This window comes from Streptomyces albidoflavus, assembly GCF_000719955.1.
Lineage (GTDB): Bacteria > Actinomycetota > Actinomycetes > Streptomycetales > Streptomycetaceae > Streptomyces > Streptomyces albidoflavus.
Window position 1 is genome coordinate 298,164 of sequence record NZ_JOII01000002.1, and the last position, 25,895, is coordinate 324,058.

Below are 25,895 nucleotides of genomic sequence, written 5' to 3' on the forward strand. Positions count from 1 at the left end.
CCTTCGTTTCCCCTCCCCCGCCCCGGGCACCCCGGCCAGTAGCGGCATCGTGCCGAGAGGTGCCCCCGGCTAGCGGAAGGAGCGGCGATGCGTGCGGTGACCTGGCAGGGCAGGCGGGACGTCCGGGTGGAGACGGTGCCCGACCCACGGATCGAGGAGCCCACCGACGTGATCGTCCGCGTCACCTCCACCGGGATCTGCGGCTCCGACCTCCATCTGTACGAACCGCTCGGCCCGTTCCTCGACCCCGGCGACATCCTCGGCCACGAGCCGATGGGCATCGTCGAGGAGGTCGGCGGCGCGGTGACGGCGCTGAAGCCCGGGGACCGGGTGGTGGTGCCGTTCAACGTCTCGTGCGGCGACTGCTTCATGTGTGACCAGGGCCTCCAGTCCCAGTGCGAGACCACACAGGTCACCGAGTACGGCACGGGCGCCGCGCTCTTCGGGTACACGAAGCTGTACGGCCAGGTGCCCGGCGGGCAGGCCGAGTACCTGCGCGTGCCCTTCGGCAACACCCTGCCGGTGAAGGTCGGGCACGGGCCGCCGGACGACCGCTACGTCTACCTCTCCGACGTGCTGCCCACCGCCTGGCAGGCGGTGGAGTACGCCTCGGTGCCCCCGGACGGCACCGTGGTCGTGCTCGGGCTGGGGCCGATCGGTGACATGGCCGCGCGGATCGCGCTGCACCGGGGTGCGGGCCGGGTGCTCGGCGTGGACCTGGTGCCGGACCGGCTCAACCGGGCGGCCGCGCACGGGGTGATCCCGCTGGACTGGCGCCGGTACGGCAAGGACCTGCCTGAGGCGGTGGCGGAGTACACCGGGGGCCGGGGCGCCGACGCGGTGATCGACGCGGTCGGCATGGAGGCACACGGCTCGCCGGTGGCCAAGGGCGCCCAGCGGGCGGTGGGGCTGCTGCCGGACGCGGTGGCGCAGCCGCTGATGGAGCACGCGGGGGTGGACCGGCTCGCGGCGCTGCACATGGCGATGCGGCTGGTGCGCAGGGGCGGCACGGTCTCGGTATCGGGGGTGTACGGGGGCGCGCTCGACCCGATGCCGCTGCTGACCATGTTCGACCGGCAGATCCAGCTGCGGATGGGGCAGGCCAACGTCCTGCGGTGGGTGCCGGAGATCCTGCCGCTCCTCGACGACGAGGACGTGCTCGGCGTCGACCACTTCGCCACCCACGCGATGCCGCTGGAGGAGGCACCGAAGGCGTACGCGATGTTCCAGGAGAAGGCCGACGGCATGGTGAAGACCCTGCTCAAGCCCTGAGCGGGGGCGAGCGGGCGGACACGCACCGGTGCCCCGGCCACGAGGTGGCCGGGGCACCGGTGCGGGGTGACGCCGACGCTTCAGGTCAGCGGCGGGTGAACTCGGCCTCGGCCTCGAAGCCGGCGCCCTTGAAGTCCTTGACGACGATGTCGCCGACCTTGACCACGGTGCCGTGGACCTTCCAGCCCTCGACCTCGAACTCGGCGCTGCCGCCACCGGAGGCGGCGGCGGGGGAGGCGGCAAGGAGGGCGGCGGTGCCGACGCCGGCCAGGGTGATCGCCATACGACGGATCATGGAACGCTCCACTTCTCTGTAAGGGGTGTACCGAGCGTCACGTACGCTAATCGGCTCGTCACGCGGGGTGAGGGACCATGCGGTGCGGCGCGCTCCGGTTCCCTCGCTCGGCCGAAGCCACCGCTCCGCCGCCGGGTGGGCGGTGCACGTGTCTTGGCCCCGGCGCCCGGGTGCCCAACACTGAGGTGATGACGCAGCGTGTGGAGCTCGCGACCGTTCTGGACCGTCTCGCCGTCGACACCCTGGTGACCGAGTACGCCCGCGCCGTGGCGGGCGGGGACCCGGAGGCGTGCCGTCCGCTCTGCGTGCCGGGGGCGGTCCTCGACGACCCGGTGCTCGACGTACGGCAGGAGAACCGGGGGCGCACCGTCCCCCGCCCGCAGGGCCGTGACGAGGGCCCCCGGCCCTACCAGCACCTGATCGTGAACCGCCGGGTGGCCTTCGAGCGCCGGGAGGGCGAGGTGGGCGACCTCGCCGTGGTGGACGCCGACTTCGTGACCCCCATGCGGAGCAACGGGCCGGGCCGGATCGCGGACACCGTGCGGGGCGGCCGGTACCGCATGCGGGGCGTGCGCACCGCCGAGGGCTGGCGGCTGAGCGAGGTGGTCGCACAGGAGGTCTGGCAGGGCGGGGCGTCCGTGGCCGGTCCGAACTGACCTGGCGGTCGCGGGCCCGGGCCGCAGACTGGAACTCCCCGCTCCGAGCCGCGGCCTCAAGGGGTGAGCCAGGTGGTCCAGCGAGCGACGTCCGGCCCCCGTCCGTCCTGGTGGCGCGCGCCCGCCGCGCTGTTCGCCGGCGGGCTGCCCGCGCCGGTCTTCCCGGCGCCCGGCTGGTGGTGGTGGGCGCCGTTCTGCCTCGTCCCCTGGCTGCTGCTGCTCCGCACCGCGCCGACCGCGCGGCGGGCCGCCCTGGAGGGCTGGCTGGGCGGGCTCGGCTTCATGCTGGCGGTGCACCACTGGCTGATGCCGAGCCTGCACGTCTTCACCCTGGTCCTCGCCGCGCTCCTCGGACTGGCGTGGGCGCCCTGGGGAATGCTGGCCCGCGCCCTGCTCGCCGGTCCGGGCACGGCGTGGCGCGCGGTGACGGCGCCGGCGGGGGTGGCCTCGGGGTGGCTGGTGATCGAGCTGGTGCGGTCCTGGCAGGGGCTGGGCGGGCCGTGGGGACTGCTGGGCGCCAGTCAGTGGCAGGTCGGTCCGGCGCTGCGGCTCTTCCCGGTCGGCGGGGTCTGGCTGGTGAGCCTGCTGCTGGTGGCGGTCAACACGGCCCTGGTCGTGGTGGCGGCCTCCCCGCGCGCCCGGTGGGCCACCCTCGCGGCCGGGGCGGCGGTGGCCGCGCTCGCCACCGGGGTAGCGGCGGCCGCCCCGCGTCCCGTACCCGCCGACCGCCCGGCCCGGATCGCGGTGGTGCAGCCGGGGGTGGTCCCGGGCGCGGCCCAGCGGTTCGACCGGCAGGAGCGGCTGACGGCTGGGCTGGCCGGGCGGGGTGCGGAGCTGGTGGTGTGGGGGGAGAGTTCGGTCGGCTTCGACCTCGCCGCCCGGCCGGACCTGGCGGGCCGGCTGGCGGCCCTGTCCCGGCGGACCGGCGCGGAACTGCTGGTCAACGTCGACGCCCGCCGCCGGGGCCGCCCAGGGATCTCCAAGACCTCGGTACTGGTGGGAGCCTCGGGGCCGACCGGCCCCCGGTACGACAAGATGCGGCTGGTCCCCTTCGGCGAGTACGTCCCGGCGCGGTCGCTGCTGGGCTGGGCGACGTCGGTGGGACGGGCGGCCGGCGAGGACCGGCACCCCGGGACCCGGCAGGTGGTGATGGAGACCTCGGGCGGGCTGCGGACCGGGCCGCTGGTCTGCTTCGAGACGGCCTTCCCCGACTTGAGCCGACGGCTGGCGCGGGCGGGGGCCGGGCTGATCGTGGCCCAGTCCTCCACCTCGACCTTCCAGCAGAGCTGGGCGCCGGCCCAGCACGCCTCCCTGGCGGCGGTGCGGGCGGCCGAGTCGGGCCGCCCCGTCGTCCACGCGACGCTCACCGGGGTGAGCGCCGTCTTCGACGCCTCGGGCCGGCCGGTCGGCCCCCGGCTCGGCACCGACCGCGGCACCACTGGGCTGTACGAGGTCCGTCCCGCCTCCGGTTCCACCGCCTACGTGCGGTTCGGGGACTGGACGGTCTACGCGGCGGTGGCGTGGCTGGCGGTGGCGGGCGGCGTGGTCGCGGTCCGCCGGGTCAGGGGGCGCGGGGACAGGTAGTCCGGCGGTGGGACTACCCCGCCGCGGCCTCGGCCTCGCGCACCACGCGTTCGCACAGTTCGTGGGTCTCCAGCGCGTCCCGGGCATCCAGGCGCTCCCCGGCGCGGACCGCGTCGAGGAAGGCGAGGGCGGCCTGCTCGATGCCGCGCTGGCGCGGGACCGGGACCCAGTCGCCCCGGCGGCGGACGCTGGGCTGGCCCTTGTGGTCGACGATGTCGGAGAGGTTGAGGACCTGGCGCTTGGCGTCCTGGCCCGAGACCTCCAGGATCTCCTCGGTGGAGCCGCTGAGCCGGTTCATCACGCCGAGCGCGGTGAAGCCGTCCCCGCCGAGCTGGAGCACCGCGTGGTGCAGGAGCCCGCCCTCGGCCCGGACCCGGATGCCGACGTGGTCGACCGGTCCCGGCGCCAGGAAGCGCAGGGTGTCGATCACGTGGATGAAATCGTCGAAGACGAAGCCGCGCGGGTGCTCGGGGAGGCCGACCCGGTTCTTCTGGAGGACGATCAGGTCGCGCGGGTGCTCCAGGCACTGGCGGTAGGCGGGCGCGTACCGCCGGTTGAAGCCTACGGCCAGCGGGACTCCGCGCTCCTGGGCCAGGGCGACGAGCCGCTCGGAGGCGGCGTAGTCGTAGGCGAGCGGTTTGTCGACATAGGTGGGAATCCCGGCCTCGATCAGGCGGCGGACCAGCTCCTCGTGGACCTCGGTCGGCGCGTGCACGAAGGCCGCGTCCGGGCGGGCCGCGAGCAGGGAGTCGAGTTCCTGGTGGCACTGCTCGGCGGGCAGGTGGTACGCGGCCGCCGTGCGGGCCAGCGTGGCGGGGGTGCGGGTCTGGAGGTGGAGTTCGACGCCGGGCTGGGCGGTCAGCACCGGCAGGTACGCCTTCTGCGCGATGTCCCCGAGTCCGATGCAGCCGACCCTCATGTACCGCTCCCCGTCTCCTCGCCGTGGCGGCCCTCCGGACGGGCGCCGCGTGCGGGGGCAGCATACGTGCGCTCCGGCGGCCGCCAGTCGGTGATCCCGGCGAAGGAGCGGAGGACGAGGTCGGGTCCGAGCCTGCTGGCCGTGGCGACCAGCGCGTCGCGGGCCCGGACCGCGAGGGCGGGGCGCAGCAGGGTGAGCGCCCCGGCCTTGGCGGCCCGCGCGACGACGGCACTGGTACGCGGCAGCCGGTCGGCGCTGTACGCGGCGAGGCCGGGCCCCGGCGGGGTGCCCGGGGCGAGGTGGTGGGCGAGGACCACGCCGTCCTCGATCGCCTGGTTGCCGCCCTGGCCGAGGCTGGGCGTCATGGCGTGGGCGGCGTCCCCGAGGAGGGCGACCCGGCCGCGGTGGTGGGCGGGGAGCGGCCGGCGCATGTGGCGGACGTCGTGGCGCAGGACGCCCTCCGGTGCGGCCGCCGCGAGCAGGGCGGGCACGGGGTGGTGCCAGTCGCCGAAGCGGCGCAGCAGCTCGGCGCGTTCGTCCTCGGCGTGGCCGCCTTCGGGGACGGCGGCGGCCGCGTAGGCGTAGACGGTGCCGTCGTGGAGCGGGTGGCTGCCCCACAGGGCGCCGCGGCCCCAGGTCTCGTGGGGTGCGAAGGGTTCGGCGGGGGCGGGGACCATGATGCGCCAGGTGGTGAACCCGGCGTACTCGGGGCCCGGGTGGTCCGGGAAGAGGAGGCGGCGGGTGGCGGAGCCGATGCCGTCGGCGGCGACGACGAGGTCGGCGGTCAGCTCGCCGGTGGCGGTCCGCACCCGGGCCGGGCGGCGGGGGTCGTCGGCGGCGCCGGGGTCGGTCACCTCGGCTGCGGCGTCGACGCGTACCGCGTCCTCGGGGAGCCGGGCGCGGAGCAGGTCGATCAGGGTGGACCGGTGGAGCAGGACCAGGTTGTCGCCGTACCGCTCGCCGGCCTCCTCGCTGCTGGTGCGGGCCAGCCACCGTCCGTCGGGGGCGCGCAGGCCGCCCGAGCCCTGCCAGGCGGCCAGGTCGCGGACGGCGTCGCCGACGCCGACCCGGTCGAGGGCGCGCTGGCCGTTGGGGGCCAGGGAGATGGCGGCGCCGACCGGTTCGAGGGTGGGCGACCGCTCCAGGACGGTGACGTGCCAGCCCCGGGCGGCCAGGCCCGCCGCCGCGGTGAGGCCCCCGATCCCGGCGCCGATGACGAGGGCGCGGCGGCCCGGCTCGCCCGCGGAGGTGCCCGGGTCCCGGGCGGGTGTGGTTCCGGTGCCGTTCTCCATGGCGCTCGCCTTTCACGCGGGATGGCGTCACTACGCCTGTAGTGGCCTCATGTCCGACCGTACTACATCCGTAGTGGACTGGGTAGGATGCGGCCATGTCCTCTCGCTCCACCGGCGCCCCGACGCCCGGCAGGCAGGCCCCCGACGGCGGGCGGGCCGACCGGATCGCCGACGCCGCGCTGACCCTCCTCGCCGAGCGCGGCCTGCGCGGACTGACCCACCGGGCGGTGGACGAGGCGGCCGGGCTCCCCCAGGGATCGACCTCCAACCACGCGCGGACCCGGCTGGCCCTGCTGCGGACCGTGGTGCGGCGCCAGGCGGAGCGCGAGTCCGTCCTGCTCGCGCCGCCGGGCGGGCCGGGCGACACGGCCGCCGCGAACACCCCCGGGGAGCTGACCGAGGCCCTCGCCCACGCCCTCCACCAGTACCTGACCGCCCACCGGCCGCTCCTGGTGGCCCGTTACGAACTGGCCCTGGAGGCCACCCGGCGCCCGGAGCTGCGGGAGATCTACGACGAGGCCGGGCGCGGCTTCCGGGACCCTCTGGTGGCCCTGATGCGGGCGCTCGGCTCCCCCGAGCCGGAGCGCCACGCCCTCTCGCTGGTCGCCTGGTGCGACGGGCTGATGTTCTCCTGCATCGCGGGCTCGTACCACGCCTCGGTCCCGTCGCTGGAGGAACTCCGGCGCGGCTTCGCGGAGTTGTTCACGGGGATGGGGCTGGCGGGGTTCGCGGCCCCGGGGTGCGGGGACAAGGCCCGCTGAGCCTTTGGCGCGCCGGCGGCGGGGATCGCGGCGGCGGTGAGGGCGAGGGCCCACCGGAAGCGGCGGCCACGGAGCCGGCGTCGGGGATCTCCGCGCGGCACCCCCGCGCCCCGGGGATCACCCGTGCGGGCCATCCTGCGGCCGGACGGGGTCCGGACCCCTCGCGATGGGCCAGAGTGGCGCGCGTGCACCGAACCAGAACCACCGCCGCGCTCCTGGCCACCGTGGCGGTGACCGCCCTCTCCGGCTGCGTCACCGTGGACCGGCCGACCGGGCCGGGCTCGCCCACCGGCCGCTCCCCCGCCACCGCCCCCACCTCCGCCGGGGAACACGCCGAGCCGCAGATCGAACGGTCCCCGGCCCGCGAGAGCCTGCGCCGTGTCGGGGAGGAACCCACCGGCAGGGCTACGCGTCCACCGCGCCCCCGGCCCACGAAGGCGGCTCCCCCGCCCCGGCCCGCGGCGCCCGCCCCTCCCCCTCCCGCGCGGCCGGACCCGGCTCCGGCACCCGCCGCCCCGCCCGCTCCCCGGGCCAAGCCGCCGGCGGCTCCCCCGGCGAACCCCGGTGTCTGCGCCCTGGGACGCCAGTACGGCAAGTGGCCCCCGGGCAGCCCCCAGTCGCGGATCTGCGAGGACGCCTACGGGCGCTGAACCGCCCCGACGCTCAGCCTCCGCCCGCCTCGCCCTCGGCCCGGGGGCGCCCCACGGACCCCGGGGTCCCTTGGGCCGGCCCGTCGGTGGCCGCCAGTTCGCGCTCCAGCCGTTCGATGCCGCCGAGCACCTGGTGCCCGTGCCCGTCGTCCGCCAGGGCGTCGACGTGGGCGCGGGCCTCGCGGAGGTGGTCGCGGGCGGTGTCGGGGCGGCCGAGCCTCGCGTAGTCGGCGGCGAGGTTGAGGTGGAGGGAGGGGTAGAAGCCGCGGACCGCGGGGGCGGTGTGCGCAGGGGCGGCGGAGCCGTCCGTGAGCCCGTCGGCGGCCTCCAGGGCCAGCAGGTCCCAGCGGAGTTCCTCGGCCGGGTCCTGCTGGGTGTCGGCCATGTAGTGGGCGAGGGTGCAGCGGTGGAGGGGGTCCGCGTGGGGGCCGATCTCCTCCCAGAGGGCGGCGAACCGCTGCTGGGCCTCTTCCCGGTCCCCCGCGTGCTGCAGCATGGCGATCTGCCCGATCCGGGTCATCACCGGATCGTCGGCCGCCCGGCCCCGCTGTTCCGCCACCGTTCCTCCGTCGTCTCGTCCGACGGCCGCCCGGCACCCGGCGGCCGTCTCCGACGCTAGCCGCCGCCACCCGGATTCCCGGCGCGCCACCGGGCGGGCTCGTCCGCACAGCGGTGTCGGGCGCACCGCCCGGGTGGACGCGGCGGAGGAGGTCCGGCTACTTCAGCCCGAGATCCGGGATGCGCCAGTCGATCGGCTCGTGCCCCTGCTCGGCGACGGCCTTGTCGATCTGGGTGAAGGGCTGCGAGCCGAAGAACTTCTTCGCCGAGAGCGGGGAGGGGTGGGCGCCCTTGACCACGGCGTGCCGCTCGGCGTCGATCAGCGGCAGCTTCTTCTGGGCGTAGTTCCCCCAGAGGACGAAGACGGCCGGGTCGGGGCGGTCGGAGACGGCGCGGATCACCGCGTCGGTGAACTTCTCCCACCCCTTGCCCTTGTGGGAGTTGGCCTCCCCGGCGCGGACGGTGAGGACCGCGTTGAGCAGGAGGACGCCCTGGCGGGCCCAGGGCATCAGGTAGCCGTTGTCCGGGACGGGGTGGCCCAGCTCGGCGTGCATCTCCTTGTAGATGTTGCGCAGGGAGGGCGGGGTCTTCACGCCCGGACGCACCGAGAAGCACAGGCCGTGGCCCTGGCCCTCGCCGTGGTACGGGTCCTGGCCGAGGACGAGGACCTTCACCTGGTCGAACGGGGTGGCCTCCAGGGCGGCGAAGACCTGGTCGCGCGGCGGGTAGACGGGCCCGCGGGCGCGCTCCTCCTCCACGAACTCCATCAGCTGCGGGAAGTAGGGCTTCTGCGGTTCCTCGCCGAGGACCTCGCGCCAGGACTCGGGCAGCTGGGCGGTGTCGGTCACGTGGACAACCCTCCGGTGGTGCGGTCACGTATCGCTGGAGAACCTACCGGCGCCCACCGACAGCCGTACCCGCCGCCCCGGCCCCTCCCCGGCGGACGGGGAGGGGCGGCCGGCCGCTACCGGCTCTGCTTGCGGCTCAGCTCCCACATCATCATGATCGCCGAGGGGTCGAGGGCCCGTTCGGCGCCGGCGATCTCCTCGCTGGCGGCGATGTACTGCTTGCCCTGCCACAGCGGCAGCAGCCGGGTGTCCTCCAGCATGATCGACTGGGCCTTCTCGAACTGCGCGGCGACCGCGCCCCGGTCGCTCTCCCGGCGCGACTGCGGCAGCAGGTCGTCGGTGATCTCCTTGGCGACGTACGGCGTGCTCAGCGCGTTGTTCTCACCGACGAACGGGGCGATGAAGTTGTCCGCGTCGGGGAAGTCGGGGAACCAGCCGCGCCCGAAGACGGGGTACTCGCCCTTGCGGTAGCCCGGCTCGAAGGTCTTCCACGGGCGGCCCTTGATCGTCACGTCGAAGAGGCCGGAGCCGTCGAGCTGCCGCTTCAGCTCCTGGAACTCCTTCTCGGTGGCCGAGCCGTACCGGTCGGTGGTGTACCAGAGCGTCAGCGGGACCGGCTCGTTGATCCCGGCCTCGGAGAGGATCTGCGCGGCCTTGTCCTCGTCCGGCTTGCCGAAGCGGTCGAAGTAGCTGGTGGCGTGGCCGGTGAGGCCCCGGGGGACCATCGAGTAGAGCGGCTCCACGGTGTCCCGGTAGACCTTGTGGGCTATCGCGCCGCGGTCCACCGTCTGGGCGACCGCCTTGCGGACGGCCGGGTTCTTGGCCCAGGGGTCCTTCGGGTTGAAGACGAGGTAGCGGATCTCGGTGCCGGCCGCCTCGACCAGCTGGATGCCCGCCTTGCGGTTCTCCCCGTTGAGGGCGACGACGTCCTCGGCGGCGAGGCCACGGAAGGTGACGTCGATCTCCTCCTTCTTCAGCGCCTCCACCATCGTGCCGGAGTCCTTGAAGTACTGGATGGAGACCGCGTTGTTGCCGACCTTCGCGGGACCCTTGTAGGTGGCGTTCTTCGCCAGGTCCGCGTGGCCCTCCGGCTTGTAGTCCTCCAGCGTGTACGGGCCGGAGCCGATCACCTCGTCGCCCTCGCGGAGCTTGTCGGCCGGGTAGCCCTTGGGGGAGACGATCGAGAAGGCGGGCGCGGAGAGCACGAACGGGAAGGTCGCGTCCGGCTTGTTCAGGTAGAACGTCACCGTCCGCTCGTCCTTCGCCTCGACCCGGTCGAGGCTGCCGAGCAGGCCGGCGGGGCCGCGCTTGTCGTTGATGGCGACGATGCGGTCCACCGAGTGCTTGACGGCGTCGGCGTTCAGCTCGGAGCCGTCGGAGAAGGTGAGGCCCTCGCGGAGGGTGCACTCGTACGCCTTGTTCCGGGTGTCGACGAAGCGGCAGCTCTCGGCGGCGTCCGGTTCCGGCTCGGTGGCGCCCGGCGGGAAGGCCACCAGGGTCTGGAAGATGTTCCGGTACAGCTCCCAGGAGCCGTCCCACGCGGCGGCCGGGTCAAGGGTGGTGGGGGCACTCATGGTGCCGACCACGATCTCCTGCTCCTCTTCCTTGCTGTCGGACGACACCAGGCCGCAACCCGCCAGCAGGGATGTGGACGCAACGGCCGCCACCACACGCAGACGTCGATTCCGGTTGAACACGCGCTCGCTCCTCGATCGGCCATGCCAAGGGGGGGTTGGCGCACCTTACCGCAGCTCCCCGCCGGTCCAAGTGCCAGGACCGGCGGGGAACTTGATGCGTCAAACGTCCCGTGCGCGGGGCTTCGTCAGCCGACGCCCGCATTCAGGAAGATGCCTCCGTCGACCACGAGTGTCTGCCCGGTGACCCAGGCGGACTGCTCGGAGGTGAGGAAGGCGGCGGCTCCGCCGATGTCCGAGGGAACCCCGAGCCGGCCCAGCGGGTAGGCGGCCGCGGCCTCCTCCTCGCGCCCCTCGTAGAGGGCCTGGGCGAACTTGGTCTTCACCACGGCCGGGGCGATGGAGTTGACCCGCACCTTGGGCGCGAACTCGTGGGCGAGCTGGAGGCCGAGGTTGACCATGGCGGCCTTGCTCATGCCGTACGCGCCGATGAAGGGGGAGGCCGAGACCCCGGCGACCGAGGCGATGTTGACGATGGCGCCGCCGTTCTCCGCCTGCCACGCCCTGAAGGTCTGCTGGGCGAAGCCGAGCGCCGAGATCACGTTGGTCTCGAAGACCTTCCGCGCCACGTTCAGGTCCAGCTCGGCGATGGGGCCGAAGACCGGGTTGGTGCCGGCGTTGTTGACCAGGAAGTCGACGCGGCCGAACGCCTCCATGGTCCGGGCCACCGCCTCGGCCTGGTGGTCGGTGTCGTGGGCCTTGCCCGCCACCCCGATGACCCGGTCGGCGCCGAGCCGCTCCACGGCCTCCTTGAGGGTCTCCTCGGTACGGCCGGTGATGCAGACCCGGTCCCCGCGGGCGACCAGCGCCTCGGCGACGCCGTAGCCGATGCCCCGGCTGGCGCCGGTGATGAGTGCGACCTTGCCGCTGTCCTGCACAGTCATGTTGGTGTCGTCCCTGTTCTCTGCGGCGGGGGTCAGTTGAGCGGGCCGCCGGCCACGTACAGGACCTGGCCGGAGACGAAGCCGGCCGCGTCGCCGGTGAAGAAGGCGATGGCGTTGGCGATGTCGTCGGGGGTGCCGACGCGCTGGACGGGGATCTGGGTGGCGGCGGCCGCCTGGAAGTCGTCGAAACCCATGCCGACGCGCTCGGCGGTGGCGGCGGTCATGTCGGTGGCGATGAAGCCGGGGGCCACCGAGTTGGCGGTGACGCCGAACTTGCCCAGCTCCTTGGCGAGGGTCTTGGTCAGGCCCTGGAGACCGGCCTTGGCGGCGGCGTAGTTGACCTGGCCGCGGTTGCCGAGGGCGGAGGAGCTGGAGAGGTTGACGATCCGGCCGAACTTGGCGTCGACCATGTGCTTCTGCACGGCGCGGCTCATCAGGAAGGCGCCCCGCAGGTGCACGTTCATGACGGTGTCCCAGTCGGACGCGCTCATCTTGAAGAGGAGGTTGTCGCGGAGGACGCCGGCGTTGTTGACCAGGATGGTCGGCGCGCCCAGCTCGGCGGCGATGCGGTCGATCGCCGCCTGTACCTGGGCCTCGTCGGAGACGTCGCAGCCGACGGCGAGCGCGCGGCCCCCGGCGGCGGTGATCTGCTCGACGGTGTCCTTGCAGGCCGCCTCGTCGAGGTCGATCACGGCGACGGCACGGCCCTCGGCGGCCAGCCGCACGGCGGTGGCGGCGCCGATCCCGCGGGCGGCCCCGGTGACGACGGCGACACGCTGCTCGGTGGTGGACATGCTGGTTCTCCTCGTCCTGGAAATCCTGGAACTCCTGCGAAGCCGTGGGTTGCGGCCCCGGGCGACGGCCGTCCCCCGCAGGTGAGCGACCGCTTAGTACCTTCTCCCGTCGTGACGCTAGAAGCCCTGGCACCCGGTGTCAACGGCACACGGAGAGCCGGACGAGGATCACAGCACCAGCTGGTGCAGCAGCCGGTCCGCCTCCGCCTCGGGGTCGTCGGTGAGGCCGGTGTGCACGGGCCCCGGCTGCACGACGGTGGAGCGCGGCGCGATGAGCCAGCGGAAGCGCCGCCCGGCGTCGTCGCCCGCCGCCTGGCCGGCCGCGTCGCCGCCCGCGCAGACCCGCTCGACGGCGGCCAGGGCGGCCCGTACGCCGGTGGTGTCGGCGGCGGGGTCGAGGGCGGCGAGCCGGGCCTCGTCGAGGTGGGTGCGGGCGGCGACCACGCCCCGGGCGCGGCAGTAGACGACCACCCCGGCGTTGATCAGCTCGCCGCGCTCGACGCGGGGGACGACGCGGAGCGTCGCGTACTCGAAGACGTCCAGGCCGTCGGTCACGGGCGGGGCTCCTCACCGGTGGCGGGGAGACGCCAGCCGTAGGGCGGTCCGGCCGGGGCGAGGCCGGAGGGGAGGGTGAGCCGGCCGAGGAGGCCCTCGGCGCGGGTCAGCAGGGTGTCGGCGTAGGCGCGGCGGACCTCGTCCGGGGTCGCGAAGCCGGGCTCGCCGTCGAGCCAGACCCCGGGGATGTCGGCGGTGACCTCGGCGAGCAGTTCCGGGGTGATCCGCGGGCGCAGCGCGGCGTCGGCGGCGGCGACCTCGGGGGCGGAGGTGAAGGGGGCCAGTACGTGGCCGCCGCCGTCGTAGGGGCGCAGCGCGGAGTTCCGGGCGGTGGGCCAGTTGTGGTGCCAGATCATCGTGGCGCCGTGGTCGACGAGCCAGAGGTCGCCGTGCCAGACCAGGAGGTTGGGGTTGCGCCAGGAGCGGTCGACGTTGCCCACCAGGGCGTCGAACCACAGGACGCGGGCCGCCTCGTCGGGCCGCACCGTGTAGGCGAGCGGGTCGTGGCCGAGGGCGCCGCTGAGGTAGGCCATGCCGAGGTTGAGGCCGCCGCTGGACTTGAGGAGGGCCTGCACCTCCTCGTCGGGCTCGCCGAGGCCGAGGACGGGATCGAGTCGGACCGCCGCCAGTTCGGGGACGCGCAGGCCCAGAGCGCGGGCCAGCTGCCCGCAGACCACCTCGGCGACCAGGGTCTTGCGGCCCTGCCCTGCGCCGCTGAACTTGAGGACGTAGGGGGCGCGGTGGCCGTCCCGTTCCGCCTCGACCAGACCGGGGAGGGACCCGCCCTCACGCAGCGGCGTGATGTAGCGGGTCGCGGAGACTTCGGTGAGCATGCGCCCACACTACGTGCGGCCCGGGCGGCCTCAGCCGTCCCGTCGGACCGGGCGGCGCACCGCCGAATTCCCCCGCGCGGGCGCCCGGGTCCGGGACAATGGCCGCTCCGCCGGAGCCGGTCCGGCGGCCGGGCCGAGGCGACGGAGCGTCATGGATACGACGAGTGGATCGGGCGGCGGGGCGACGCGGCGGTGTTTCGTGGCCGCGGTCTCGGGGGCGGGGCTGGCCGGGGCGCTGGCTGCCTGCGGGGGCGGGGAGCCGGGCGGTGGTGAGGAGCCGTCGGGCGGGAAGGAGCTGGGGCCGGCCGGGGAGATCCCGGTGGGCGGCGGCAAGGTCTTCGCCGACGACAAGGTGGTGGTGACCCAGCCGGAGAAGGGCGAGTTCAAGGCGTTCAGCGCGGTCTGCACCCACGCGGGCTGCCTGGTCTCGGGGGTGAAGGACTCGGTCATCACCTGCGACTGCCACGGCAGCCGCTTCTCGGCGGCCGACGGCTCGGTGCAGGAGCCGCCCGCCACCAAGGCGCTCCCCCCGGTCGGCGTCGAGGTCGACGGCGGCCGTCTCCGGCTGACCTGACCGGTCCGCCCGCCGGGATGCGGGCCGCCCCCTGCCGGGTGAGGCTGGCACCGGACACGGTCGGCGGCAGGGGAAGGCGGCGGGATGGCGCGGTACGGCGAGTGCGACGTGGTGGTCATCGGCGCCGGGTTCGCCGGCCTGAGCGCCGCCGACGCACTGGTACGCGACGGTCTCGCGGTCCGGCTGCTGGAGGCCCGCCCCCGCGTCGGCGGCCGCGCCCTGACCCGCTTCCTGGCCGACGGCACCCAGCTGGACCTGGGCGGCCAGTGGATCGGCCCCACCCAGCGGCACATGGCCGACCTGGTCCACCGCCATGCCGTGCGCACCTACCCCACGCCGGGCGAGGGCGCGGACCTGGTCGAGTGCGGCGGGCTCCGCCTGGACGCGCTGCCCGCCGAGGCCGCCGAGGTGCTGGCCTCGCTCGACCGCCTGGCCCGCGAGGTCCCGCCGGAACGGCCCTGGACCGCCCCCGACGCGGTGAGCCAGGACGGCCGCACCTTCGCCACCTGGCTGGCGGGGACCGGCGCCCCGCCCGCCGCCCGCGACCTGGTGGGACGGCTGGTCTCCGGCGGCCTCCTCTCCGGCGGCTCCGCGGAGAACTCCCTCCTGGAGACCCTCTTCTACGTGGCGAGCGCGGGCGGCACCGGGCCGCTGCTCGGTTACGAGGGCGGGGCGCAGGAGACCCGGTTCGTGGGCGGGGCGCAGCACCTCGCGGAACGCATGGCCTCGGCGCTGCCCGAAGGCACGCTGCGGCTGGGCGAGCCGGTGCACACCGTCGAGTACGCCCCGGACGCGGCCCGGGTCCACACACCGCGCGGGGTGGTGGACGCCGCCCGCGTGGTCCTCGCCGTCCCGCCGGTACTGGCGGGACGCCTCCACTACTCCCCCGCCCTGCCCCCGCTGCACGCCGGCCTGCTCCAGCGCATGCCGGCCGGGACGGCGCTGAAGATCCACGCCGTCTACGCCCGACCCTTCTGGCGGGCCGCCGGGCTCTCCGGGGTCGCGCAGTCGGCCGAGGGCGTGCTGACGGAGACCGTGGACAACACGCCGCCCGGCGCGCCCCGGGCCGTGCTGACCGGCTTCGCCTACGGCGCCGAGGCCGCCCTGCTGCGCCGCCAGGCCCCCGGTGCCCGCCGCCGTGCCGTCCTGGACCACCTCACCGCCCTGTTCGGGCCCGAGGCGGGCGAGCCGGAGGAGTTCGTCGAGTTCGACTGGCTCGCCGAGGAGTGGACCCGGGGCTGCTTCTCGGGCCACCTGGTGCCCGGCGCGTGGACCGCCTTCGGCCCCGTCCTGCGCGAGGCGGTCGGCCCGCTGCACTGGGCCGGGACCGAGACCGCCGTCCACTGGAACGGGTACTTCGACGGGGCCGTGGAGTCGGGGTACCGGGCGGCCGAGGAGGTACGCCGGTCGCTGTGAGACCTGGGCCCTGTCCGGCGCGGGGTCAGAGTTCCGGTTCCAGCCGGGCCCACGGCTGCTCGGCCTCGATCTGCGCGGCGAGGGCGAGCAGCGTCCCCTCCCCGCCCAGCGGCCCCACGAACTGGGTGCCGAGCGGCAGCCCTTCGGGGGTGCGGTAGGTGGGCACGCTCATCGCGGGCCGTCCGGTGATGTTGGCGAGCTGGGTGTACGGGGTCGCGGCCAGGTTGGCGATGACCGCGCGCTCCCACGCCTTGGTCCCGGCCAGCGTGCCGAGCAGCCCGGCCTTCATCAGCGCGCGGGCGAGGGTGCGGACCGGCGCGGGGGTGTCCAGCTCGCCGATGCGGACCGGCGGGCGGGCGAGGGTGGGGGTGAGCAGCAGGTCGTAGCGTTCGTGGAAGGCGGCGAGCTGCCGGCTGTAGGTGTTCCAGCGCTGGTGGGCGGCGAAGTAGCGGGGCGCGGGGAGGGAGCGGCCGGCGGCGGCCAGCAGGTGGGTGTCGAGTTCGAAGTCGCCCGGTCCGGCGCCGGTCGCGCGGCGTATCTCGTCGACGGTCTGGGCGAGTTGGGTGGTCCACATGGCGAGGAAGTCGAGGGCGAGCTGCCGGTGGTCGATCTCCGGTTCGGCCGGTTCGACCTCGTGTCCCAGACGGGCGAGGAGCTTCGCGGTCTCGTCGACGGCGGCGACCGCGTGCGGGTCGACCTCGGTGCCGATCGGCGAGCGGGTGGTGAACCCGATCCGCAACGGGCGCGGGCGCCGGGCGAGCTCGGCGTACGGCAGCTCCGGGCGGGCGGCCAGGTAGGGGCCGCCGGGGTCGGGGCGGGCGGTGAGGACGTCGAGGAGGGCGGCGCTGTCGCGGACGGTGCGCGAGACGGCGCCGTTGGTGGCGGCGCCGTGCAGGTCCTCGGCGGTGGCGGGCCCGGCGGGGACCAGGCCGCGTCCCGGCTTCAGCCCGAAGAGGCCGCAGCAGGCGGCCGGGATGCGGATGGAGCCGCCGCCGTCGTTGGCCCCGGCCATCGGCACGACCCCGGCGGCCACGGCGGCCGCCGATCCGCCGGAGGAGCCGCCCGGGGTGCGGGTGAGGTCCCAGGGGTTGCGGGTGGGACCGTTCACCTCCGGTTCGGTGATGCCCTTCGCCCCGAACTCCGGGGTGTTGGTCTTGCCGAAGATCACCAGCCCCGCCTCCAGCCAGCGTTCGACCACCGCGCTGTGCCGTTCGGCGGGCAGGTGGGCGAGCGAGCGGCTCCCGCTGCCGGTGGGCAGTCCGGCGTAGTCCTGCGAGAGGTCCTTGATAAGGAAGGGGACTCCGGCGAAGGGCCCGGTCAGCGGGGTCCTGGCGCGCTCGCGGGCGAGGTCGTGCATCGGGCGCACGACCGCGTTGAGCTTGCCGTCGACCGCCTCGGCGCGGGCCACCGCGACCTCCAGCAGCTCCGCCGCCGAGACCTCCCCGCCCGCCACCAGCGCGGCGAGCCCCACCGCGTCGTGCGCCCGGTACTCCGCGTACTCCATGCCCGGCCTCCGTAAAACTATGGATCGTAGTTTTATACGCCCGGAACGTACACTGCTGCCCGGCCACCGACAAGAGGCCGTCGCACGCCGTGGGAGCACGAGGAGTACCGGGATGGGCAGACCGCCACGGCGGCTGGTGAGCCGCGAGGGCATCATGCGGGCCGCCCTCGCGCTGGTCGACGAGGAGGGGCCGGACGCCCTGTCCACGACCCGGGTGGCCCGGCGGCTCGGCGTCAAGGGACCCTCCCTCTACGCCTACGTCTCGGGACGCGACGAGATCGTGGACGGCCTCCACGCGCTGATCGTCGCCGAGATGGACCTGGCCGACGCCACCGGCCCCTGGACCGAGGTGATCGACCGCTGGGCCCGCTCCTACCGCGCCGCCTTCGCCGCCCACCCCCGGGCGGTCCCGCTGATCGCCGCCCGTCCGGTCCGGGTCCCGGCCGCCCTGGAGGCGTACGCCAGGGCGTTCGAGGCCCTGCGCGCGGCGGGCTGGCCCGAGGAGCGGCTGCTCCCCGTGGTCCGCTCGGTCGAGTACTTCCTGACCGGCTCCGCCCTGGACCTCGACGCCTCCCCCGACGCCGGGCTGACGGAGGAGCACCTGCCGCCGGGCCTGGACCCCTTCCGCGCGGCCCCGCCCCATCACCGCGAACTCGCCTTCGAGACCGGGCTCGCCGCGCTGATCGAGGGGTTGCGGGCGATGCTCGCGGAGGTCTCGCGGGGTGCGGGCGGCGCGACACGGTGAGCCGCGACGGGCCCCGGGGCGCGGATGGCCGCCGCGCCGGGTGAGGATGTGCGGATGAACGCAGACCCGGACGGCGCCCCCACCCCCGCGGCGGACGAGTGGCTCTCGCGGCGGTCCCAGGAGGCCGAACAGGCGGTGGACGTGGCCTTCGATCTCTCCGCCTGCGTCCGCGAACCCATCCACCTGCTCGGCGGCGTCCAGTCGTACGGGACCCTGCTCGCCGCCGAGGTGGCGAGCGGCACGGTCGTCACGGCCGCCGACAACACGGCCCGGCTGCTCGGCGTCGAGGCGCGGGAGCTGGTGGGCGGCCCGGTGCTGCGGGTGCTGGGCGCCCCCGACTGGGAGGAGGCCGTCGCGCTGTCGGCCGAGGGCGAGGGCGCGGTCCTCTCGCTCCCGGTGACGGCGGGTGCGGGCCCCTCCCCCCGGGCCTTCGACCTGTCGGTGCACCGGCGCGACGGCCTGCTGGTCCTGGAGTTCGAACCGGGCGAGGCCGACCCGGCCGCCTCCCGCGACTTCTACCAGGGCGTCCGGCGCGCGCTGGGCCGGCTGCGCTCGGCCGCCTCCGTCGCCGAGTGCTGCGCCACGGCCGTCCGGGAGATGCGCGCGCTGACCGGCTTCGAGCGGGTGGTGGCGTACCGCTTCGACGGGGCCGACGGGCCGGGCGAGGTGGTGGCCGAGTCCGTGGCCGACGGGTGGGAGCCCTGGCTCGGCCTGTGGTTCCCGGCGACGGACATCCCGCCGCAGGCGCGCCGGCTCTACGAGGAGAACTGGATCCGGGTCATCGGCGACGTCGACGACGCCACCGCCCGGCTGGTGCCGGAGCGGCGCGCGGACACGGGCGGCGTCCTCGACCTCTCCAGGGCCGGACTGCGCACGGTCTCCGGTTTCCACCTGGAGTACCTGCGCAACATCGGGGTCCGCTCCTCTATGTCGGTCTCCGTGCTGCGCGACGGGCGCCTGTGGGGGCTGATCGCCTGCCACGGGGCGGACCCCAAGCGGCTGGGCCCGGAGGTCCGCTCGGCCTGCGAGCTGTTCGGCACGGCGTTCTCGCTGCACCTGACGGCGCTGGAGGAACGGGACCGGGCCGACTCACTGGTCGGCGTCGGCGGCCGGGCGGCCTCCGTGGCCCGGCTGCTCGGCACCGACGTGTACGACTCGCTGCTGCGGCACGAGGCCGAGGTACGGGAGCTGGCCGGCGCGGACGGCCTGGTCGTGGCGCGGGACGGCCAGGTGCGCACCACCGGGCCCGCCGTCGGTGCGCGGCTCGCGGGCGAACTGAAGCGGCTGGCGGCCGGACTGGCGCCGGGCCAGGTGTGGGCGACCGACCGGCTGGCCGAGACGCTGGAGGCCGGCGGGGGCGACGCCTCGGCGGCCGAGGGCGGCCCGTCCGGTGTCCTGCTGATCGCGCTGGAGCGGGGCCGTTCGTACCTGGCGTGGACGCGGGCCGAGCGGCCCGAGCCGCGCCGGTGGGCCGCCGACCCCGACCGCCCGGTGCGGGTCGGCCCGCGCGGGGAGCGGCTGACCCCGCGTGGTTCGGGCGCGGTCTTCCGCTCGGTGACGCGGGGCCGCAGCCTGCCCTGGCAGGCGCGCGAGGAGCACACCGCCGTGGAGCTGTGGCGGCTGCTGACCGGCATGGTGCTGAGGCACGCCGACGAGCTGAGCGCGCTCAACGAGGAACTCCGCGTCATCAACGCCGACCTGGACTCCTTCGCGCACGCCGCCGCGCACGACCTGAAGGAGCCGCTGCGCGGGATCTCCCACGCGGCGGAGTTCCTGGTGGAGGACGCCGGGGCCGGGCTGGACGCCACCAGCGTGCGCCGGCTCGGCACCATGCGGCGGCTGGCCGGCCGCATGGACGACCTGCTCAACTCCCTGCTGCACTACTCCCGCATGGGCCGAGGCGGGCTGCGCCGGACCAGGGTGGAGCTGGACCGGGCCCTGGACGACGCCCTGGAGGTGGCCGGGCCCCGGCTCGCCGACGCGGGGGTACGGGTGCTGCGGCCCGACCGCCTCCCCGCGGTGGACGCCGACCCGGACCGGCTCGACGACGTCCTGGTCAACCTCCTGGTCAACGCCGCCAAGTACGCGGCGGACCGCCCGGACCGGACCGTCCGGGTGGAGGTGGAGGAGGTCGCCCCCTGTCCCGGCGGCGGGCTCGCGGTCGTGGTCCGGGACAACGGCATCGGCATCCCGCCGGAACGGCAGGAGGAGGTCTTCGGGCTCTTCAAGCGGCTGCACGGCCCCGCCGAGCACAGCGGCGGCACCGGCGTCGGCCTCGCCGTCGTCCGGCGGATCGTGGAGCGGCACGGCGGACGCGTCTGGCTGACCAGCACCCCGGGCGAGGGGACGGCCTTCTACTTCACCCTCGGGGAGCCGGGCGCGGCCGGCGGCTGACCCTTCGCCTGCTGCCAGTAGTCGACGGCGCCCTTGAGCACGGTACGGAAGAGGTCGAAGTTGACCGGCTTGTAGATGTAGCTGTCGGCGCCCGCGGCGTAGCAGGCGTCGACCTCGGCGGGGGCCGTCGAGGAGGTGAAGACCACCACGGTGAGGCCGGCGAGTTCCGGGCGGGCGCGCAGGGCCGCGAGGACCTTGTGTCCGTCGGCGCCGGGCATGTTGAGGTCGAGCAGGATCATGCCGGGCAGCTCCTCGTCGCACCCGAGCAGGCGCTCCGCGAGGCCGTCGCCGTGCGCGGTGAACTCCAGGCGCAGCGCCGGGTGGGTGCGGGTCAGCGCCCGTTCGATCGCCTCGGCGTCCTCCTCGGAGTCCTCCACCACCAGGACCCGCGTCAGGTCCACCCGTCGTGCCGCGACCCGGCCGTCGTCCGTCACCGTTCTCCCTCCACCTGGACGATCACCACGGCGGTGTCGTCGTCGCCGGACACCCGGAAGCGGGCGGCCTCGCCGATGAGCCCGTCCGCCCCGCCGCCGTCCGCGTCCACGCACCGCGCGACCGCCTCGGGCAGCCGGTCCTCGAAGAAGGAGCCGTCGGCGGCCCGGGCCTCGGCGAGCCCGTCGGTGTGCAGCACCAAGGCGTCCCCGGGCCCCAGCGTCACGGAGACGGACCGGTACGCGGCCTGCCGTACGACACCGAGCAGCATCCCCTGCGCCGGCACCGCGACCACCTCCCCGCCCGCCCGCGCGACGTGCGGCAACGGGTGCCCGGCGTTGGCGACGCGGACCCGCCACGTCCCGTCGTCGCGCGGGGTGAGGACCGCGACCAGGGCGGTCACGAAGCGCGAGGCCCGCTGAGCGATCAGGGCGCCGTTGAGCCGGGCCAGGGCACCCGCCGGCGAGGTGCCGTTCTCCAGCAGGGTGCGCAGCGTGTGCCGGGCCAGCCCGGTGAAGGCGGCGGCCTCGGCGCCCCGGCCGCAGACGTCGCCGATGAAGACGGCGAGCCGGTCACCGACCCGCACGGCGTCGTAGAAGTCACCGCCCACGTCGAGGCTGTCGTCGGCGACCTGGTACGCGGCGCTCAGCGCCAGTCCCGGGCAGTCGGGCAGGCCCGGCGGCAGCAGGTGGCGCTGGAGCTGTTCGACGTGGCGACGGCGCTGCTCGTACAGCGTGCTGGTGTCGATGGCCAGGGCGGCCCGGCCGGCCAGGTCGGTGAGGAGCGGGCGGTCGGCGTCGGCGCTGTCGCGGCTGTACAGGAAGGTGAGGGTGCCCAGCGCCCGGTTCCGCGCGGTCAGCGGGCTGACGCTCATCGCGCGGACGGCGGGTCCGGGCGCGCCGGGGCCGAAGGGGCCGCCTTCCAGGTCCTCGCCGGTCAGGACGAGACCGTGGCGCCGTTCGGCGCCGCGCAGCAGTTCCTTGGCGAGCCAGGGGTCGTCCTCGGCGACCTCGCGGAGCCGGACCTGCGCGTCGGAGGCCATGTGCGCGACGGCCACCGCGGAGAGGGTGCCCCGGAAGTCCGCGAGGTGGACCATGCAGCCCTCCGCGACGGCGGGTACGGCCATCCGGGCCACCCGGCGCAGCGTCTCCTCCACGTCGAGGCTCCCGGCCAGCTGCAGGGAGGCTTCGGCGAGGAAGGCGTCCATGGCCTGGCGCCGTTCGTGCTCCTGGGACTCCAGGATGCGCTGGTTGCTCACCGTCAGCACGTCCGCGATCTGGCGCAGCCGCTCCCCGGTCCGCGCGACCCACGGCGCTCCCGGCTCCCGCCCGGCCCCGACCCACAGGGCGGCCCGGTCGCCGTCGCCCAGTTCGAAGACGCAGCGCACCACGGCGGCCGCCCCGGCGTCCCGCAGGGCGCTCCCGCCGGGGCAGGGCAGCAGCATCTCCGGGTCGTCCGGGCGGATCAGCAGCAGCGTGGGACCGTCGTCGAGCGGGGGCGGGGCGCAGGGCCCCTCGGTGTGGTCGCAGCCCGGCAGGGTGGTGACCTCCGTGTCGCCCCGGCCGCGATGGCGTACGTAGCTGGACCGGCCGCGTTCCCAGCGGGCCCCGGCGACGACGGTGACGCCGGGGTCATCGAGCAGCGCCTCGTAGACCAGCGAGGCCAGGGCGGTGACGTCACCCGCGTCGGTGCCCACCCGCCACAGCCGGTGCAGCCAGGCGGCCCACCCGTCGAAAGGTGCCCCGGCCCGCGCCGGTACGTCCGTACCCGGTTCCACCATGACACCTCCCACCCGTCGACATGAGACCTCCCCACCGTGCGACTGGCATGCTACGGCCGCCACGCGGGCCGCTCCCCCGGTGAAGGGGGGAGCGGCGGACCAAGATTACCGGTGGGTAGCCGCGGCGGGCCCTCGCTCAGCTCCGCACGGCGGCCGCCGCCTGCTCCAGGGCGGCGACGGCGGCCCGGATCGAGGGGCGCCGGTCGGCGTCGGCGCGCCAGAGGGCGTAGACGTGGCGGCGGATGCCGTTGCGGACCGCCAGGGTGCGGATGCCCTCGGGAACCGGGTCGCGGCCGAGCCGGGGGACGACGCAGACGCCCAGCCCGGCGGCGACCAGGGCGAGTTGGGTGTGGCTCTCCTCCGCGCGGTGGGGGGTGCGCGGTTCGACGCCCTGGGCGCGCAGCGTGACCATCAGCCATTCGTGGCAGAACTCGCCCTCCCCCCAGGTGATCCAGGGGTCCTCGGCCAGCTCCGCCAGCTCGACCGACTCCCGCCCGGCCAGCGGATGGTCCACCGGCACGGCCACGTCGGCCGGGTCGTCCAGCAGCGGGGCCTTGACCAGCCCCGCGGGGAGCGGGAGCGGCTTGTTGTACCAGTCGAGCACCACCGCCAGGTCGAGGTCCCCGCGCAGCACCGCGCGTACGCCCTCCCCGGCCTCCAGTTCGCGGGAGCGGACGCGCAGGGCCGGGTGGGCGGCGGCCAGGACGGCGAGGGTGGGGGGCACCAGGCCGCGGGCGGCGGTCGGGAAGGCGCTGAGCCGCAGCTCGCCGACGACGGCGCCGCGCTGTGCCTCCAGGTCCACCTCGGCCTGCTCCACCTGGGAGAGGATGCGGGCCGCGTGGCCGGCCAGCAGCCGCCCGGCGTCGGTGAGCCGCACCCCGCGCCCCTGCCGGGCAATGAGCTGCCGGCCCGTCTCGCGCTCCAGCTTGCCCAGTTGCTGGGAGACGGCGGAGGTGGTGACGTGCAGCGCGGCGGAGGCCGCGACCACCGAGCCGTGGCGGGCGAGGGCGTCGAGGGTGCGCAGGCGCTCCAGGTTCAACATGTAAGCGATCCTACGCGGTTCCTCGCAATTATCGTCGCTTGTTCTTAAAGGTGACGCGGCGCAGAGTAGCGGCATGACCACCGCTCCCCCGGTCCCCGGGGCTCCCGCCACGCAGATACCGGAGCTGACTCCGGCCGCCTCCCCCGCCCCGCCGGCCCTCCCCGCCCCGCCCCGCGCCCGCCGGGCCGGCTGGCGGGTCCGGTTCGCCGTGCTGTCGCTGATCTGGGGTTTCAGCTTCCTGCTCATCAAGGTCGGCACGGAGGCGTACGCCCCGCTCCAGGTGACCCTGGGCCGCCTGGTCTTCGGCACCCTGCTGCTGGCGGGGGCACTCGCCGTCCGCCGCGACCGGCTGCCGCGCGGCGCCCGTGTCTGGGCCCATCTGACGGTGGCGGCGTTCCTGCTCAACGCGGTGCCCTTCACCCTCTTCGCCTACGCCGAACTGACCATCCCCTCCACCCTGGCCGGGATCTGCAACGCGACCTCGCCGCTCTGGGGCATGGCCCTCTCCCTGGTCGCCCTCTCCGAGGACCGGCCGACCCGGCGCCGGGTCGCCGGACTCGGCCTCGGCTTCCTCGGCGTGCTGACGGTGCTGGGCGTCTGGGAGGGATTCAGCGGCCTGGACGTCCGGGGAACGGCCCTCGCCCTGCTCGCCTCGCTCTGCTACCCGGTCGGCTGGATCTACGTACGCCGGACGCTGGCCGGGGTGGACGCCTCGCACCTCTCCGTGATGACCGGCCAGCTGCTGCTGGCCACCGTCCAACTGGCTCTGGTCACCCCGCTCTTCACCTCGGTGCCGACCACGTTCCCGCTCGGCCCGCTGCTGGCCGTCGTCGCCCTCGGCGCCCTCGGCACCGGCCTCGCCCTGCTCCTCCAGTACGGGCTGGTGACCGAGGTAGGCCCGACCATCGCCCAGATGGTCACCTACCTGATCCCGGTCATCGCCACCGCCGCCGGCGTCGCCCTGCTCGGCGAGCCCCTGACCTGGTCGACACCGGTAGGCGCGGTGGTGGTGCTGGTCGGTGCGGCCCTCGCCCAGAGCCGCGCCAGGCCGGCGCGCACCGGCGGGCCTCAGTCGTAACGCACCCCCCGCGAGGGCCGCACCGCCTCCGCCACGGCGTCCGCCAGGGGCTCCAGATCGTCCGGGGAGAGCGGGGACACGGTGATCCGGACGCCGGGCGGAGCGCCGAGCCGGAAGCGCGCGCCCGGCGCCGTGCCCCAGCCGGCCTGGAGCAGCGCGGAGACCGCGCGGGTCTCGTCGGGGACCGGGACCCAGACGTTGAGTCCGCCCACGCCCCGGGCCGCGACCCCACGGGCCTCCAGCGCCCGGATCAGCGCCTCGCGCCGCTCGTCGTAGGCGCGGGCGACCTCGGCGAGGCCGGGGGTGCCGGCCCGCCAGAGCGCGGCGACGGCCCGCTGGAGCAGCAGGCTCACCCAGCCGGGCCCGAGCCGCTGGCGGCCCCGGAGCCGGTCGAGGGTGACGGCGTCCCCCGTCACGACGGCGACCCGCAGGTCAGGGCCGTACGCCTTGGCGACCGAGCGGACGAAGGCCCAGTGGGTGGTGGTGCCGGCCAGCGGATGCGGGGGCGGCGCGACGATGCCGTGGCCGTGGTCGTCCTCGACGAGCAGCACCTCGGGGTGGGCGGCGAGCACCTCGCGCAACTCCCGGGCACGTTCGGCGGAGACGGCCGCGCCGGTCGGATTCTGCGCCCGGCAGGTCAGCACCACGGCGCGGGCGCCTTCCGCCACCGCCCGCCGGATCTCCCCGGGCAGCGGACCCTCGTCGTCGACGGCGACCGGCAGCGGCCGCAGCCCGAGCGCCGGGACGAGATCGAGGAGACTGCCCCAGCCCGGGTCCTCGACCGCGAGGGCGTCACCGGGCCGCAGATGGGCGGCGAGGACGCGCTCGATGGCGTCGAGGGAGCCGGAGGTCGCGGCGAGCGGGCCGGCGAGGACCCCGTCGGCCAGGAAGGCGGCGCGGGCGAGCCGGGCGAACCCGGCGTCCAGCGGCTCCTGTCCGTAGAGGACCGGCCGGGCGTCGGCGGCGCGGGCGGCCTCGGCGAAGGCGGGCGCGAGGGCGGGCAGAAGCCGCGGGTCGGGGTCGCCGGTCGACAGGTCGCGGGCGCCGGGCGGCACCTCGACCCGGATCTGGTCGCGCGGCGTGGAGACCGGCCGGGCCCGGACGCGGCTGCCGCGCCGCCCGGCCGTCTCGATCACCCCGCGCTCCCGCAGCAGGCGGTAGGCGGCCGCGACGGTGTTCGCGTTGACCCCCAGCCGGTCGGCCAGCTCCCGCAGCGGCGGCAGGGCGTGGCCCGGCGGGAGCGCGCCGGTGGCGACGCCCCGCTCCACGCTGGCGGAAATCTCTGCGGCACGCCGCCCGGTGATCCGATACTCTCCTAGCACAAACCACATTATG

Annotated in this window: 25 protein-coding genes; 10 read left to right on the forward strand and 15 right to left on the reverse strand. The window is 75.3% G+C overall.

The annotated features are described in order from the left end of the window. Window positions 1-87 precede the first annotated feature (87 nt). Window positions 88-1,272, forward strand: coding sequence for an alcohol dehydrogenase catalytic domain-containing protein (locus IF45_RS0103135; RefSeq protein WP_030305328.1), 1,185 nt, complete (start codon window positions 88-90; stop codon window positions 1,270-1,272). 85 nt (window positions 1,273-1,357) lie between these two features. On the opposite strand, the gene IF45_RS0103140 is transcribed toward IF45_RS0103135, so the two are convergent. Further along, window positions 1,358-1,567, reverse strand: a complete 210-nt coding sequence (locus tag IF45_RS0103140) for a hypothetical protein (RefSeq protein WP_234479433.1) — start codon at window positions 1,565-1,567, stop codon at window positions 1,358-1,360. Between the two features lie 200 nt (window positions 1,568-1,767). On the opposite strand from IF45_RS0103140, the gene IF45_RS0103145 reads away from it, so the two are divergent. Both IF45_RS0103145 and lnt read left to right on the forward strand, forming a co-directional pair. Then, window positions 1,768-2,223, forward strand: a complete 456-nt coding sequence (locus IF45_RS0103145; RefSeq protein WP_030305332.1) for a nuclear transport factor 2 family protein — start codon at window positions 1,768-1,770, stop codon at window positions 2,221-2,223. A gap of 72 nt (window positions 2,224-2,295) precedes the next feature. Further along, window positions 2,296-3,807 (forward strand): apolipoprotein N-acyltransferase, encoded by a 1,512-nt coding sequence (gene lnt, locus IF45_RS0103150; protein ID WP_030305334.1) that lies wholly within the window; start codon window positions 2,296-2,298, stop codon window positions 3,805-3,807. Between the two features lie 13 nt (window positions 3,808-3,820). Here lnt and IF45_RS0103155 read toward each other — a convergent pair whose 3' ends face one another. Further along, window positions 3,821-4,726: a Gfo/Idh/MocA family protein gene (locus IF45_RS0103155; protein WP_030305336.1), complete on the reverse strand. Its 906-nt coding sequence runs from the start codon at window positions 4,724-4,726 to the stop codon at window positions 3,821-3,823. Continuing rightward, complete coding sequence (locus tag IF45_RS0103160) at window positions 4,723-6,018, reverse strand: FAD-dependent oxidoreductase (protein ID WP_030305338.1); 1,296 nt, start codon at window positions 6,016-6,018, stop codon at window positions 4,723-4,725. The genes IF45_RS0103155 and IF45_RS0103160 overlap by 4 nt, the downstream gene beginning before the upstream one ends. Window positions 6,019-6,113: 95 nt before the next feature. Between IF45_RS0103160 and IF45_RS0103165 the strand changes: the two genes are divergently transcribed. After that, window positions 6,114-6,779 carry a TetR/AcrR family transcriptional regulator gene (locus IF45_RS0103165; RefSeq protein ID WP_015508209.1) on the forward strand — a complete coding sequence of 222 codons (666 nt, stop codon included), beginning with the start codon at window positions 6,114-6,116 and terminating at the stop codon, window positions 6,777-6,779. Window positions 6,780-6,955: 176 nt separating this feature from the next. Beyond that, entirely contained in the window at window positions 6,956-7,429 is a 474-nt protein-coding gene (locus IF45_RS0103170; protein WP_030305340.1) for a hypothetical protein, read from the forward strand. Between the two features lie 13 nt (window positions 7,430-7,442). Here the strand turns inward: IF45_RS0103170 and IF45_RS0103175 are convergent, their stop codons facing one another. The 7 genes from IF45_RS0103175 to IF45_RS0103205 form a co-directional block, all read right to left on the reverse strand. Continuing rightward, window positions 7,443-7,988, reverse strand: coding sequence for a hypothetical protein (locus IF45_RS0103175; protein WP_030305342.1), 546 nt, complete (start codon window positions 7,986-7,988; stop codon window positions 7,443-7,445). A gap of 157 nt (window positions 7,989-8,145) precedes the next feature. Further along, the gene (gene ung, locus IF45_RS0103180; protein WP_003946891.1) at window positions 8,146-8,835 is read right to left on the reverse strand and encodes a uracil-DNA glycosylase; all 690 of its coding nucleotides are present in this window, start codon (window positions 8,833-8,835) and stop codon (window positions 8,146-8,148) included. Window positions 8,836-8,951: 116 nt separating this feature from the next. Beyond that, window positions 8,952-10,532, reverse strand: a complete 1,581-nt coding sequence (locus IF45_RS0103185) for an ABC transporter substrate-binding protein (protein ID WP_030305344.1) — start codon at window positions 10,530-10,532, stop codon at window positions 8,952-8,954. 125 nt (window positions 10,533-10,657) lie between these two features. After that, entirely contained in the window at window positions 10,658-11,413 is a 756-nt protein-coding gene (locus IF45_RS0103190) for an SDR family oxidoreductase (RefSeq protein ID WP_003946893.1), read from the reverse strand. A gap of 32 nt (window positions 11,414-11,445) precedes the next feature. Continuing rightward, a complete protein-coding gene (gene fabG / locus IF45_RS0103195; RefSeq protein WP_003946894.1) occupies window positions 11,446-12,207 on the reverse strand; it encodes a 3-oxoacyl-ACP reductase FabG in 762 nt (253 codons plus the stop codon). Window positions 12,208-12,375: 168 nt separating this feature from the next. Further along, the gene (locus IF45_RS0103200) at window positions 12,376-12,762 is read right to left on the reverse strand and encodes a DUF3037 domain-containing protein (RefSeq protein ID WP_010639798.1); all 387 of its coding nucleotides are present in this window, start codon (window positions 12,760-12,762) and stop codon (window positions 12,376-12,378) included. Next, on the reverse strand, window positions 12,759-13,595 hold the full coding sequence (locus tag IF45_RS0103205; protein ID WP_003946896.1) for a HipA family kinase: 837 nt from the start codon (window positions 13,593-13,595) through the stop codon (window positions 12,759-12,761). Before IF45_RS0103205 ends, IF45_RS0103200 begins: the two co-directional genes overlap by 4 nt. Before the next feature lie 151 nt (window positions 13,596-13,746). Here IF45_RS0103205 and IF45_RS0103210 point away from each other — a divergent pair, with 151 nt between their 5' ends. Together IF45_RS0103210 and IF45_RS0103215 are read left to right on the forward strand one after the other, a co-directional pair. Beyond that, window positions 13,747-14,169 (forward strand): Rieske (2Fe-2S) protein, encoded by a 423-nt coding sequence (locus IF45_RS0103210; protein ID WP_003946897.1) that lies wholly within the window; start codon window positions 13,747-13,749, stop codon window positions 14,167-14,169. Window positions 14,170-14,253: 84 nt separating this feature from the next. Then, a complete protein-coding gene (locus IF45_RS0103215; RefSeq protein ID WP_030305346.1) occupies window positions 14,254-15,585 on the forward strand; it encodes a flavin monoamine oxidase family protein in 1,332 nt (443 codons plus the stop codon). Window positions 15,586-15,610: 25 nt separating this feature from the next. On the opposite strand, the gene IF45_RS0103220 is transcribed toward IF45_RS0103215, so the two are convergent. Continuing rightward, a complete protein-coding gene (locus IF45_RS0103220) occupies window positions 15,611-17,089 on the reverse strand; it encodes an amidase (protein ID WP_030305348.1) in 1,479 nt (492 codons plus the stop codon). 112 nt (window positions 17,090-17,201) lie between these two features. On the opposite strand from IF45_RS0103220, the gene IF45_RS0103225 reads away from it, so the two are divergent. Both IF45_RS0103225 and IF45_RS0103230 read left to right on the forward strand, forming a co-directional pair. Further along, window positions 17,202-17,834: a TetR/AcrR family transcriptional regulator gene (locus IF45_RS0103225; protein WP_010639805.1), complete on the forward strand. Its 633-nt coding sequence runs from the start codon at window positions 17,202-17,204 to the stop codon at window positions 17,832-17,834. A gap of 54 nt (window positions 17,835-17,888) precedes the next feature. Continuing rightward, entirely contained in the window at window positions 17,889-20,228 is a 2,340-nt protein-coding gene (locus tag IF45_RS0103230) for an ATP-binding protein (protein ID WP_030305350.1), read from the forward strand. Here IF45_RS0103230 and IF45_RS0103235 read toward each other — a convergent pair. From IF45_RS0103235 to IF45_RS0103245, 3 genes are all read right to left on the reverse strand, one after another. Continuing rightward, the gene (locus tag IF45_RS0103235; protein ID WP_030305353.1) at window positions 20,189-20,662 is read right to left on the reverse strand and encodes a response regulator; all 474 of its coding nucleotides are present in this window, start codon (window positions 20,660-20,662) and stop codon (window positions 20,189-20,191) included. The two genes, IF45_RS0103230 and IF45_RS0103235, sit on opposite strands and share 40 nt — an antisense overlap. Beyond that, complete coding sequence (locus IF45_RS0103240) at window positions 20,659-22,440, reverse strand: PP2C family protein-serine/threonine phosphatase (protein WP_030305355.1); 1,782 nt, start codon at window positions 22,438-22,440, stop codon at window positions 20,659-20,661. Before IF45_RS0103240 ends, IF45_RS0103235 begins: the two co-directional genes overlap by 4 nt. A 136-nt stretch (window positions 22,441-22,576) precedes the next feature. Further along, window positions 22,577-23,482 (reverse strand): LysR family transcriptional regulator, encoded by a 906-nt coding sequence (locus tag IF45_RS0103245; protein ID WP_030305356.1) that lies wholly within the window; start codon window positions 23,480-23,482, stop codon window positions 22,577-22,579. Between the two features lie 73 nt (window positions 23,483-23,555). On the opposite strand from IF45_RS0103245, the gene IF45_RS0103250 reads away from it, so the two are divergent. Then, entirely contained in the window at window positions 23,556-24,560 is a 1,005-nt protein-coding gene (locus IF45_RS0103250; RefSeq protein ID WP_030305357.1) for a DMT family transporter, read from the forward strand. Here IF45_RS0103250 and IF45_RS0103255 read toward each other — a convergent pair. Further along, window positions 24,551-25,882 (reverse strand): aminotransferase class I/II-fold pyridoxal phosphate-dependent enzyme, encoded by a 1,332-nt coding sequence (locus IF45_RS0103255; RefSeq protein ID WP_078842834.1) that lies wholly within the window; start codon window positions 25,880-25,882, stop codon window positions 24,551-24,553. The two genes, IF45_RS0103250 and IF45_RS0103255, sit on opposite strands and share 10 nt — an antisense overlap. Window positions 25,883-25,895 lie beyond the last annotated feature (13 nt).